The sequence below is a fragment of the Streptomyces actinomycinicus genome, assembly GCF_016741775.1.
Taxonomy (GTDB): domain Bacteria; phylum Actinomycetota; class Actinomycetes; order Streptomycetales; family Streptomycetaceae; genus Streptomyces; species Streptomyces actinomycinicus.
Map to the genome: position 1 here is coordinate 15,622 of NZ_JAERRK010000038.1, position 11,613 is coordinate 27,234.

The following is an 11,613-nucleotide window of genomic DNA, read 5'->3' on the forward strand; positions in this document are numbered from 1 at the left end:
CGGCCGGCCGCCCCGTTCGCCGTGCGGCTCAGACCTGTTCGGCCTGCTTGACGGGCGCGGGCACCTCCGCGACGGCCGCGGCCTCCTTCGGGGCTGCGCCACGCCGGGCCAGGTCGGGCAGGACGGTGGCCAGACCGGCGACGGCCATGGCGGCACCCAGCCAGAGCGGGGCGCGCAGGCCCCAGGCGTCGATCACGACGGCGCCGATGGAGGAGCCGAGGATGATGCCGAGGGTGATGAAGGAGGAGTGCACGGTGTTGACCAGCGGGCCGGCGTTGCCGGTGCGCTGCACCCGGGTGGCCATGGCCGGGTTCATGGTGACACCGACCAGGCCGATGCCCATCATGCAGACGATCGCCGGGGCGGGCAGGTCGGCGAGCAGGGCGAAGCCGGCCAGGAAGACGGTGTTGAGCACCAGGCCGACGGCGAGCACCGGCACTGTGTGCCCGTCGGCGAAGCGGCCGACGACGTTGTTGCCGATGACGGTGGCGGCGCCGTAGGCGATCAGCAGCAGGGGGACGGTGCCGGTCGAGAAGCCGGTCACGTCGGTGAGGATCGGGTTGAAGTAGCTGAAGGCGGAGAAGGTGGCGCCGATGATGAGCGTGCTGGTGGACAGCACCAGCCACAGCTTGGGCTTGCGGAAGACGCCGACCTCCTCACGGAAGGTGCCACCGCCCTGGGCCCGCTCGGTGCGCGGCACCCCGAACAAGGTGGCCACCGCGGCGAGCACCGTGATCAAGGTGATGGTCCAGAACGCCGCGCGCCAGCCGAAGTTCTCGCCGACGAGCGTGGAGATGGGCAGACCCAGCAGGGTGCCGAGCATCAGGCCGTTCATCGCCACCGCGATCGCGCGGCCGCGTACCTCGGGACGGGTGATCTGGGCGCACAGGGAGATGCCCACACCGAAGAAGGCCTGGGAGGCGATGCCGGTGACGATGCGGGCGGTCATCATCGTGGCGTAGCCGGTCGCGGTGGCGGCCAGCACGTTGCCCGCCAGGAAGATGACGAACAGCACCATGAGGGCGGTGCGCGGCGGGAGTTTCATGACGGCCACGGTCAGGAACGGCCCGCCGGCCGCCATGGCCACCGCGAAGGCGGTGATGAGGTATCCGATCTGCGGGATGGTCGCGTTCAGGCCGTCGGCCATCTGCGGCATCAGTCCGGCGACCACGAACTCGCTGGTCACCATGGCGAAGATGCCGAGTGCCAGAACGTATACGGCGCGAGGCACGGTTCGGTCTCCTTGGGGGGCGGCGCCGGCCGGCCGCGGCGGGCCGGGGCGCGTAGGTTATGGATCGGTCAGTTCAAAACTTGGGTGTGCGGATGCACCGCCCCGGTCGGGCGGCGCTGTCCGTCAGGCGGTCAGGGCGTCCAGGGTGACGTCGGCGATCGACTCCAGCGCGGCACGGTCGGCGCCGCCCTGGCTGGAGATCCGCATGCCGCCGATCGCCGCGTTCAGGAAGCGGGCGAGCGCTCCGGGATCCCGGGCGGAGGTGATGCTGCCGTCGCGCCGGCCCTCCTCGAGCACCGCGCGCAGGGCGGCCAGGCGGCGCGCCGTGTCGCGCTCCAGCATCCCCGCCGCCCGGGCGTCCCGGGCGGCCAGCTCCACCGTGGTGTTGACGGTCAGGCAGCCGAGACTGCGGCCGCCCGCCCGGTGTTCCGTCTCGCCGTCGACGACCGTGGCGAGCAGGGTGCGGATGCGATCGGCGGCGCTGAGCCGCCGGTCCTCCAGGACGGCCAGCTGCGCACTCGTCATGGAGTCGATGTAGCGGGCCAGCGCACGCTCGAAGAGGTCGTGCTTGCTCTTGAAGGTGTTGTAGATGCTGCTGCGCCCCAGCCCCGTGGCGTCGCACAGGTCCTGCGTGGAGGTGGCCTCGTAGCCCTTCTCCCAGAACGTGCGCATCGCCGCGTCCAGGGCCCGTTCCTCGTCGAAGGTCCTCGGTCGGGCCATGCCCCGAGCGTAGCACAGGTTTTGGATGGGTCGATCCAATAAATGTCCTGGAGCCGGTCACGGAGCCCCCGCCTGGTAGCGCGGGCCCAGGACCGCGCGCGGCGACCACGGACGCCGCCCGGTGCGGAACATCGCGTCCGCCCGCGCGAGCGCGCCGGGCCGCACCTCCTCGGTGCCGCCGAGCGCCGCCAGCCTGGTGGCCGAGTCGTCCCCCAGGTAGAGCGAGGCCAGGTCCCGGACGCCGAGCCGCAGATCCGGCCCGCGCCCGGTACGGGTGCAGGACGCCCCGTCCGGCCCGCCCTCCAGCGACCAGACGCCCGCCGCATGACCGGCCGGGTCGGTCACCTCCAGCACCAGAGCGCCGTCGACGCCGTAGGTGCGGGCCGAGAGCGCCCGGGGCGTGTCGAGGATCCGCAGCCACATGTAGTCGCTCAGCGCGCTGATCCGGGCCGCCCTGGGATCGCCGAGGCACAGCGGCAGCAGGGTGTCCGGGGCACGGTAGGGCAGGTGAACGGTGGTGACCCAGTCGACCGTCACGGCGTAGCGCAGCAGGGCGGACTCCGCCCGCGGCGACACCGCGATCAGGTCCCGGATCCACAGCGGCGAGCGGGGCAGCATGCTCCCCCAGGTCTCCTCCGCGGTGAAGGTCAGCAGTCCGTCGGCCTCGCCGGTCTCCGGGTCCAGGTACAGCGCGAAGAACGGCTCGGGACGGTCGGGCGGACCGGCCGGACGCTGCCCGGTGGCGTCCAGCCACCACTGCTCGTCCCGGCGCAGCGCGCCCGGCTGGACGGCACGCAGCCGCTCGTACACGGCGGGCGCCGTCTTCAGGTACTCCCGGGCGTCCACCAGCAGCACCCCGGAGACATCGGCGGTGCGCCGCGGATCCAGCCTTGCCCGGTGCACGTCGATCTCGAACCAGGCCATCGCCGTGGCCGGGCCGAAGCCGTAGCGGCCGTAGAGCGGGTACTGGGCGGCGTCCAGCACGGCGAGCGGCTCACCACGCTCGAAGGCGCCCTGGAGGTCCATCGCCACCATCCGGCTCAGCAGGCCGCGCCGGCGGTGCGTGCCGGCGACGCTGACCTTGGAGATCGCCGACACGGGCAGGACGGCACCGCCGGGCACGGTCAGCTCCTGGGCGGAGCTGCGGTACGTGCCGACGCACCGGTCCAGGTCGAAGGCACCGATGAGCCGGTCCCGGCCCGCCGTCGACCGGATGGTGTCGACGCTGCTCTCGGTGTAGGAGCGCAGGTAGCCGTTCCCCCAGGTGCGGGTCCAGGCGGGAAGGTCGTCGTCGGTGACGGTACGTATGTCGATCACCGCTGAATCGGTCATTGCTGCTCAACCTCCGGTCGCCGCGGGCGAGGCGGCCCGGCCGTCGTGGGCCGCGCCCCTCACCTGCGATGCGTCAACGCCCTGTGGTGACGGAGAGCGAATGGCGGAAATAGTCCGACGGGTCCCAGTGGCCCTTGATCCGCTGGAGCCTGCGGTAGTTGCCCTTGTAGAAGAGCGCGTGCCAGGGCACCCCGGAGCGGTTGTGGCGGGGGTCGGCGAGGTCCGGGTCGGGGTAGTTGATGTAGCAGCCGTCGGTCACGCCGTCGGTCCCCGGGACGCCCTTGGTCTCGGCGAAGACGTCCTGGTACCAATCCCGGATCCACCGCATGTACCGGTCGTCGTCCTTCGGGTCCGACCAGATGTTCTGGAAGATCACTTTGAACACGGAGTCACGCTGTGCGCTGGCCGTCTCGTGCGGCCGCACCGAGTTGATCCGGCCGCCGAAGGACAGCAGCACCAGCGTGGTGTCCGGGTTGTCCAGCTCCGGACCGGCCAGGAACCGGTACAGCGAGGCGACCTGGTGGCCGGTGAAGTTCTTGCGGAAGTAGGCCGACTTCAGCCCCACCCGGGCAACCGGGTTGGCGCCCACCGGGTCCGGTGCGCCCAGCATCCGTGCCGCGGCCAGCCACGGCAGCTCCATCGGACGGAACTGCCCTGGCATGGCGGCGAGTTCACCGCTGGGCCGCTCCATCGGCACCGGCTCGATACCGGTCCCGTCGAGCAGTTCCGCGAGATAGGCGTCGAGCAGCGCGCGGGAGCGGGGGATCGTCGCGTCGATCTGCGTGAAGAGGCTGAGCCGGCCGAAGGCCTTGGCGTTGACGTTGAACAGGCTGCTCAGGTGGCGGTACTCGTCGTCCGGTCCCCCGTGCCGCTCGTGCCAGGAGCCGAAGTTCTTCAGCAGCCGGGTGAAGGAGGCCTCGTCGAGCTGCTCCCAAGGGAAGTCGAGGGCGCTCGCCCACACCCGGGCGGGCGGGTTGACCAGCTGATCGCCGGGCCGGCTGCCGGTGGCGTCCGGCGAGCGGAACCAGTACCGGGTCACCAGGCCGAAGTTGCCGCCGCCACCCCCGGTGTGCGCCCACCACAGGTCGCGGTGCGGGTCGTCCTCCTCCCGGGTGGCGACCACCGTACGCACCTTGCCGCGCGCGTCCACGACGACGACCTCCACCGCGTAGAGGTGGTCGACGACCAGGCCGTAGGCCCGGGACAGCATCCCGTAGCCGCCGCCCGACACGTGGCCGCCGGCGCCCACGCTGTGGCACACGCCGCCCGGAAGGGTGACGCCCCAGCCCTTGTAGAGGGCCTCGTACACGTTGTAGAGCCGGGCGCCGGCGTCGACGTAGAAGGCGCGGAACCTCGCGTCGTAGCCGACGTCGGTCATCTCGGAGAAGTCCAGGATGACCTCCACCTCCGGATTGCAGGTGAAGTCCGCGACGCAGTGGCCGCCGCTGCGCACCGACACGCGCTTTCCGTCACGGAACGCCTCGCGCAGGGCTCTCGCCGCGTCCGCCGGGGAGCGGATCATCTTGACGTACTCGGGGCGGGCCACGAAGCGCTTGTTGATGCCTGTGGTCAGCATCTCGTAACGGGGGTCTGTGGCACGCACCTTGGCGCCGGCGGCGGTGCCGGTCGCCGGACCCGCCGCGGCGGGCGGTGCGGTGGCCGTCAGTGCCGCGGTACCGACCGCGGCGGCACCGCCCGCCAGAACGGACCGGCGGCCGGGACGTGCAGATGACATGGTTCCACCTCATGGCTGGAGGGAAGCTGGGGCCCTGGTCCGAAGAGCGGGCCGCGCATGAACGGCGGCCGGACGGGGCACGGGAAGACGCTAGAACCGTCCTGGCCCGAATTCCACTGATGACGTGAGTAGTCGCCCGCTACTCACTCCTACCAGGTCGGGTAGAAAAAGCCGCGCACGGCCGCATTTCCTTGAGGGTTTCTCCGGGCCGCTCCTATGGTCGGAACGCACCGGGGTCCCCCCGCCCCGGTGTTTTTCACATTCGCCCCCGACACTTCAAGGGAACGGGTCTGAGCGCATGGACATCGTCAGGAATCTCGTTGGCAAGGCCGCTCTGGTCACCGGAGGAAACCGGGGCATCGGAGCGGCGATATCCCGTCGGCTCGCCGCGCAGGGTGCCGATGTCGCGCTGACCTTCGGCCGGAACAAGGAGCAGGCGGAGGCCGTCGCCGAGGAGATCGGCCGGGCCGGGGGCGTCCGGGCGCTCGCCGTCGCCGCGGACGCCACCGACCCGGAGGCCCTGCGTGCGGCGGTGGACGCGGTGGCCCGCGAGTTCGGGCGCATCGACATCCTGGTCAACAACGCCGGCTACATGGACATGTCGATGCCCGGGGTGACGGACACCTCCCTGGAGGTCCTGGACCGCACGCTCGACGTCAACGCCCGCGGCGCGTTCCTCACCGCTCAGGCCGCGGCCCGGCACATGGGCGAGGGCGGCCGGATCGTCAACATCAGCAGCTGCCTGGCGGCCCACGTCCCCGGCCCGGGCATGACGGCGTACGCCATGAGCAAGGCCGCGGTACGGGGGCTCACCCTCGGTCTGGCCCGCGACCTGGGGCCGCGCGGCATCACCGTCAACGAGGTCGCGCCGGGCTCCGTCGACACCGACATGAACCCGGCGGACGGCCCCTCGGCCGACTACCAGCGCTCGCAGAACGTCTTCGGCCGCTACGGCAGCGCCGAGGAGATCGCCCACACCGTGGCCCACCTCGTCTCACCCGAGGCCGCGTTCGTCACCGGAGCGTCGGTGGCGGTGGACGGCGGCTCCAACCTCTGAGCCGAAGGCTCCAGCCGCCGGGGCGCCGCCACAGCCTCCGAGACGTGGTTCCGGCTCCGGGCCGCGGTCCGGACGTCTGCGCCGCGGCCCAGCCCCTGCGGCCCCGGACCGCACTCCCCCGGAAGACGTACCTCGACGCCCCGCGACAGAAGTGGGTCACACCATGCGTGCTCTCGTCATCGATCACACCGCCCGCGGCGGGCTCCGCCTCGCCGAGGTCCCCGATCCCGTGCCCGGCCCCGACGAGGTCCTGGTCCGGGTCGCGGCGACCTCCCTCAACCACGGGGAGCTGCCCCGGACCGGCAGCGCCGCCGCCGAGGAGGGCACGGTCCCGGGCTGGGACGCGGCGGGCCTCGTGGAGCGGCCGGCCGCCTCGGGCGCCGGGCCCGGCACAGGTGCCCGCGTGGTCACCTGGGGCTGGTCCGGCGGCTGGGCGGAGTTGCGCGCGGTGCACGTCGGTGAGCTGGCGGTCCTGCCGGACGAGGTCGACTCCGTGCGCGCCGCCGCGCTCCCCGTGGCCGGCCTCACCGCCCTGCGCGCGCTGCGCCGGGCCGGGGTCACGCCGGGCCACCGGGTCGCCGTCACGGGTGCGTCGGGCGGTGTGGGGCACTTCGCGGTGCAGCTCGCCCGCCTCCAGGGTGCCGAGGTGGTGGCCCTGGTGGGGGACCGCGCACGGGGTGCGGGACTGGCCGGGCTGGGGGCGGGGCAGGTGGTGACCGACCCGGCGGAGATCCGGAATCCGGTCGACGTCGTCCTCGACCAGGTCGGCGGCCCGCTGCTCGCCCGGCTGCTGGAGCGCACGTCCGACGACGGGACGGTCGTCTCCGTCGGGGCGGCGTCGGGCCTGGAGACGCCGCTCGCGCCCTACCGGCTGGTGGAGAAGCGGCTGACCCTGGTCGGCATCCAGGCCGGCGGCCGTACCGCGGCCGATCTCGCCCATCTGGCCCGGCTCGTGGCCGAGGAGCGGCTGCGGGTGAGCACGGGCCGGGTGGCCGACTGGCGGTCGGCCGGGGAGGTGGCGGAGGACATCGTCGCCCGCCGCGTCCGCGGCAAGGCGGTGCTGACCCTGTCCTGACGTCCTCTCCCCTCCCCCGTTCCCAGCGCGCCGCCGGCCTGTCCGGCGGCGCGCCTTTTCGTGTGCCGACCCGCATTCCCGGCCCGGCAACTCGGCCTCTACTCAGACGAGTAGGCCAAGTAGCCCATGAATTACCCAAGTTATCAGTGGCCACGCCGACGACCCCTGACTAGGTTGTTTCCCAGAGCTTTCCGAATGAATCGTGAACCGGCCGACAGCAGGAGAATCCCGAGAGTTCTCCGGTCCGGCTACCGAATGAATCGAGGACCCGTGTCCACGACGGTCCACCAGAATTCCCCCCGAATGGATGTCCCGGATCCGGCGGCCCGCGCCGTGGATCTGCGCTCGGCCATGCGCCTGTTCCCGACCGGTGTCGCACTGCTGTGCGCGGGCAACGGCGAGCGGGCCGTCGGCATGACGATCAACGCGCTGATGTCCGTGTCCCTGACGCCGCCCCGCATCCTGGTCAGCGTCCTGGACACGGCCCGCGCCCACCCGGTGCTGTGCGACAGCGGCTCCTACACCGTCCATCTCCTCAGCGACCGGCAGGCCGCCACCGCCGGCCTGTTCGCCTCCCGGGACAAGCCGCGCGGCGCGGAGCTGGAAACCCTGGTCGAGCGGGAGGTGCGGCCGGCGGCCCTCGCCACGCTGCGGTGCTCCGTCGAGCAGGTCTTCCGGGGCGGCGACCACAGCCTGTTCCTGAGCCGCGTGGAGTCCGTCGGACACGGCGCGGAAAGCGGCGAGCCGCTCCTCTTCCATCGCGGAACCCTCGGATCCAAACGTCAGTGAGGTGTCCTTTGTCTGTCCTTCCCGCGGGCATTCCCGCAGAAGCGATACGGGCGGTCGGCGAGCAGTCGCGGCCCCTGCCGCCCGGCACCAACGTCAGCATGTTCAGCCCCCGTGACGTCTACGGCGTCGTACGGCCCCGCTCGGCCGAGGAAGTGCGCACCGTGGTGCGGGCGTTCGCCCGGGCCGAGGGCGGCCCCCGGCTGCAGGCCCTGAGCACCGGGCGCAACTGGGGCCTCGGGTCACGGGAACCGGCCCGCGACGCGGTGGTGACCCTCGAACTCCAGGCCCTGGACGCGGTACGTGACCTGGACGTCGAAGGGGGCTGGGCGATCGTCGAGCCCGGCGTCACCCAACTGCGTCTGGCCGAACTGCTCGCCGACACGGACCGGATGCTGAACGTCACCGCGTCCTCCGGCCACACCAGCGTGCTGGGCAACATCGCCGACCGCGGTGTCGGCCTGCGCCGGCAGCGCACCCTGGACCTCGCCGGTCTCGAAGTGGTGCTGCCTGACGGCGAGTTGATCCGGGTGGGCTGGTGGCCGCAGGGCGAGCGGCCCGGCGCGGTCAACCCGCAGGGCCTCGGCCCCTCGCCGCTGGCCCTGTTCACCCAGTCCGACCTCGGCATCATCACGGCAGGCGTGGTACGACTGCTGCCCCGCCCCGAGGCCCAGTGCGTCCTGCGCCTCGGCTTCGGCCGCGACCGGCTGACCGAAGCCGTCGACGAACTGCGCCGGTGGACCGCCCAGGGCCTGGTCTCCGGGGTGCTCAAGGTCTACGACACCGTCTCCACCCGGTCCTACGGCGGCCACGGCGACGAGTACCTGGCCCATCTGTGTGTCGACGGCACCGAACGGTCCGTCGCCGCGGTCACCCGGGTCGTCGAGGAAGAGGCCGCCCGCAGCGGGCTGTTCACCCGCGTCCTGCGCTCGGACGAGCAGCCCCCCGCCCCCGACGACCTGGTCGCGCGCGCCCTGGAGCGGCTCTACGCGGGCGACCCGTCACGCAACGAGACCATGCTCAGGTCGGCCGTCGGCGAGGAGGCCGAGCTGGTCGACGCCAAGGGCGGCGGCTGGTTGTTCTTCCTGCCGCTGATCCCCTTCACCGGCCGCGCGGTCGCCCGCTCCCAGGAACTCCTCGCCCGGGTCCACGCCGAGACCGGTGTCCTGGCCGGCTCCACCGTCAACGCCCTGGACCCGGACGTGATCGACCTCGTGGTCTCGTTCCGCTTCGCGCGGACCGAAGCCGGCGCCGCCCGGGCACACCGTGCGCTCGACCGGACGTACGAGCTGTTCGCCGAGGCCGGCTTCCACCCGTACCGCCTCGACTCCGACCACCACCAGTGGGTCGACCGGCTCTCCGCCGACCCCGGCGCACGGGACCTCGTCCGCCGGCTCAAGCAGACCATCGACCCGCGGCAGGTCATCGCACCCGGCCGGTACGCCTGACACCCCCCACGGAGGACGACGTGACCCTCACCGAACCGCACCGGACGGACGACTCCGCCCGGGTACCGAACACCCCGGAGGAGATCCTCCGCCACGCCCGGGAGGCCGTGCCGTTCCTGCGGGAGCGGGCCGCCGGCATCGAGGCGGTCCGCAGGCTGCCCGAGGACGTGGTCACCCTGCTCCGCCGCGGCGGCGTCTTCCGGGCCGCCGCCGCCAAGGACCGCGGCGGCCCGGAACTGACGTCCATGGAACAGACCCTGCTGATCGAGACCCTGGCCCGCGGCGACGTCTCGACCGCCTGGTGCGCCATGATCGGCATGGACTCGGGCATCTACGCCGGCTACCTGGAGGAGGCCGCCGTCCGGGAGTTCTACGACGACCTGGACACCCCCAACTCCGGCTGGATCCACCCGCAGGGCCGCGCCGAACGCGTGCCGGGCGGCTACCGCGTCACCGGGCGCTGGCGGTTCGGCAGCGGCTCCACGCACTGCGCCGTGCTCGTCGCCGGCTGCCGGGTCTTCGCGGACGGCGAGCCGGAGGCCGACCCCGTCACCGGCGACCCCGTGCACTGGCGCGTCATGGTGGCGCGTCCCGGCCAGTACGAGATCCTCGACACCTGGCACACCACGGGCCTGGCCGGCAGCGGCTCCTGCGACTACGAGGTGACCGGACTGTTCGTGCCGGAGGAGCACTCCTTCTCGTTCCGGGTACCGCGCCGCACCGGCCCGTTGCACGCCACGCCCGACGCCATCCTGCGCAAGATGTCCGGCGTCCCCCTGGGCATGGCCCGCGCCGCCATCGACCACGTGCGCGACCTCGCCGGCACCCGTGTGGACCGGGAGAGCGGTACGCCCTGGGCGGAGAACGCACGGGTCCGGTCGGCCGTGGCCCGGGCCGAGATGGAGCTGGCCGCGGCCCGCGCCGCCGTCTACTCCAGCCTGGAGGAACAGTGGGCGGCCCTCGAACGGGGCGACGAGACCACGGCCGCGCAGCGCACCGCCACCGCCCTCGCCCGCTACCACGCCTTCCGCACCGGCCGCTCGATCGTCTCCGCGCTGTTCGACCTCGTCGGCGGTTCGTCCGTCTACCGCGGGTCGTCCCCGCTGGACCGCTGGCTGCGCGACGCCCACACCATGTGCCAGCACGCGGTGGCCCAGGACTCGGTCCTCGAGCTGACCGGTCAGGTGCTGCTGGGCGGCGAGTCCCGCAGCCCGTTCTTCTAGAGGACCCGCTCACCCACCGTCGCTCGAGGTGCCTTCCTCAGCCACGGTCGCTCGAGGGGCCCGCTCGTCCGAAGGGCCCACTCGCCCACCGTCGCTCGAGGTGCCTTCCTCAGCCACGGTCGCTCGAGGGGCCTTCTCACCCACTGTCGCCCGAGGGGCCCGCTCGTCCGAAGGGCCCGCTCGCCCACCGTCTCCCGAAGGCGCTCGCCCCCCTGAGCCGGGGGTGCGGGGCAGCCGTCCACCTAGTTTCCGAGGACAACACAGTGTCGCAGAGCACGACCTCCCACGCGCACAGCCACGACGCACCCGACCACGAACACGCGCACCGGCCGACCCGGGACGTCCTGCACGTTCCGGCGGGCGAGGGCCGGCACGTGTGGCTGAGCGGGGACGCCTACACCGTCAAGCTGACCCACGAGGAGTCCGGCGGATCGCTGACCCTCCTGGAGGCCTCCGTGCCGCCCGGCGGCGGACCGCCGCTGCACATCCACGCCGACGCGGACGAGGCCTTCTACCTGCTCTCCGGCGAGCTGGACATCACGGCCCGGGAGCGCACCTACGCCGTACGCCCCGGGGACTTCGTGTTCATCCCGAAGGGCACCGCCCACCGGTTCCGCAACAACGGCATCCACACCGCACGCCAGTTGCTGCTGTTCAGCCCCTCCGGGGTGGACCGCTTCTTCCTGGAGGCGGGCACGCCCCCGGTGCCGGGCACGCCGCCCCCGCCGCCCGAGGCCGAGGACCTGCCCAGGGTCGTCGCCATCGGGGAACGGCACCACCTCTTCCAGGCGGCGGAGGACTCACGGTGACCCCCCGTGTGCTCGACCGTGCACCGGCCGGACTCCCCGATCCGGCCGTCCCGGTCACGGGGCGGGCCGCGCGCGCGAGGCACGCCTGGCGAGACCTGCCCGCGGCGCAGCAGCCCGAGTACCCCGACGCCGAGGCTCTGCGCGCAGTGATCGCGGACCTCGAGTCGTATCCGCCGCTCGTCTTCGCGGGCGAGTGT

The 11,613-nt window shown here is 72.6% G+C and carries 11 protein-coding genes; 7 read left to right on the forward strand and 4 right to left on the reverse strand.

Annotated features, from left to right (window positions below; translation table 11 throughout):
* Positions 1-28: 28 nt before the first annotated feature.
* The 4 genes from JK359_RS37735 to JK359_RS37750 form a co-directional block, all read right to left on the reverse strand.
* Positions 29-1,231, reverse strand: coding sequence for an MFS transporter (locus JK359_RS37735; RefSeq protein ID WP_201844156.1), 1,203 nt, complete (start codon positions 1,229-1,231; stop codon positions 29-31).
* A gap of 123 nt (positions 1,232-1,354) precedes the next feature.
* On the reverse strand, positions 1,355-1,951 hold the full coding sequence (locus JK359_RS37740; protein ID WP_201844157.1) for a TetR/AcrR family transcriptional regulator: 597 nt from the start codon (positions 1,949-1,951) through the stop codon (positions 1,355-1,357).
* Positions 1,952-2,008: 57 nt separating this feature from the next.
* Complete coding sequence (locus tag JK359_RS37745) at positions 2,009-3,283, reverse strand: GNAT family N-acetyltransferase (RefSeq protein WP_201844158.1); 1,275 nt, start codon at positions 3,281-3,283, stop codon at positions 2,009-2,011.
* 73 nt (positions 3,284-3,356) lie between these two features.
* Positions 3,357-5,018 carry an FAD-binding oxidoreductase gene (locus JK359_RS37750; RefSeq protein WP_201844159.1) on the reverse strand — a complete coding sequence of 554 codons (1,662 nt, stop codon included), beginning with the start codon at positions 5,016-5,018 and terminating at the stop codon, positions 3,357-3,359.
* A 298-nt stretch (positions 5,019-5,316) separates the two neighbouring features.
* On the opposite strand from JK359_RS37750, the gene JK359_RS37755 reads away from it, so the two are divergent.
* The 7 genes from JK359_RS37755 to JK359_RS37785 all read left to right on the forward strand — a co-directional run.
* Positions 5,317-6,075, forward strand: coding sequence for an SDR family NAD(P)-dependent oxidoreductase (locus tag JK359_RS37755; RefSeq protein ID WP_201844160.1), 759 nt, complete (start codon positions 5,317-5,319; stop codon positions 6,073-6,075).
* 163 nt (positions 6,076-6,238) lie between these two features.
* Entirely contained in the window at positions 6,239-7,150 is a 912-nt protein-coding gene (locus tag JK359_RS37760) for a zinc-binding dehydrogenase (protein ID WP_201844161.1), read from the forward strand.
* Between the two features lie 303 nt (positions 7,151-7,453).
* Positions 7,454-7,939: a flavin reductase family protein gene (locus tag JK359_RS37765; RefSeq protein WP_201844162.1), complete on the forward strand. Its 486-nt coding sequence runs from the start codon at positions 7,454-7,456 to the stop codon at positions 7,937-7,939.
* Between the two features lie 98 nt (positions 7,940-8,037).
* A complete protein-coding gene (locus JK359_RS37770; RefSeq protein WP_201844163.1) occupies positions 8,038-9,384 on the forward strand; it encodes an FAD-binding oxidoreductase in 1,347 nt (448 codons plus the stop codon).
* Positions 9,385-9,404: 20 nt separating this feature from the next.
* Positions 9,405-10,607 (forward strand): acyl-CoA dehydrogenase family protein, encoded by a 1,203-nt coding sequence (locus JK359_RS37775; protein ID WP_201844164.1) that lies wholly within the window; start codon positions 9,405-9,407, stop codon positions 10,605-10,607.
* A 263-nt stretch (positions 10,608-10,870) separates the two neighbouring features.
* A complete protein-coding gene (locus tag JK359_RS39695; protein WP_201844165.1) occupies positions 10,871-11,416 on the forward strand; it encodes a cupin domain-containing protein in 546 nt (181 codons plus the stop codon).
* On the forward strand, positions 11,413-11,613 hold a 201-nt coding region (locus tag JK359_RS37785), incomplete at its 3' end, for a 3-deoxy-7-phosphoheptulonate synthase (protein WP_372445528.1). The genes JK359_RS39695 and JK359_RS37785, both read left to right, overlap by 4 nt.

Coding starts and splice junctions, on each gene's coding strand:
- JK359_RS37740 (WP_201844157.1), bottom strand. CDS start 1,951: ATGGCCCGACCGAGGACCTTCGACGAGGAACGGGCCCTGGACGCGGCG.
- JK359_RS37750 (WP_201844159.1), bottom strand. CDS start 5,018: ATGTCATCTGCACGTCCCGGCCGCCGGTCCGTTCTGGCGGGCGGTGCC.
- JK359_RS37770 (WP_201844163.1), top strand. CDS start 8,038: ATGTTCAGCCCCCGTGACGTCTACGGCGTCGTACGGCCCCGCTCGGCC.
- JK359_RS37755 (WP_201844160.1), top strand. CDS start 5,317: ATGGACATCGTCAGGAATCTCGTTGGCAAGGCCGCTCTGGTCACCGGA.
- JK359_RS37765 (WP_201844162.1), top strand. CDS start 7,454: ATGGATGTCCCGGATCCGGCGGCCCGCGCCGTGGATCTGCGCTCGGCC.
- JK359_RS37745 (WP_201844158.1), bottom strand. CDS start 3,283: ATGACCGATTCAGCGGTGATCGACATACGTACCGTCACCGACGACGAC.
- JK359_RS37760 (WP_201844161.1), top strand. CDS start 6,239: ATGCGTGCTCTCGTCATCGATCACACCGCCCGCGGCGGGCTCCGCCTC.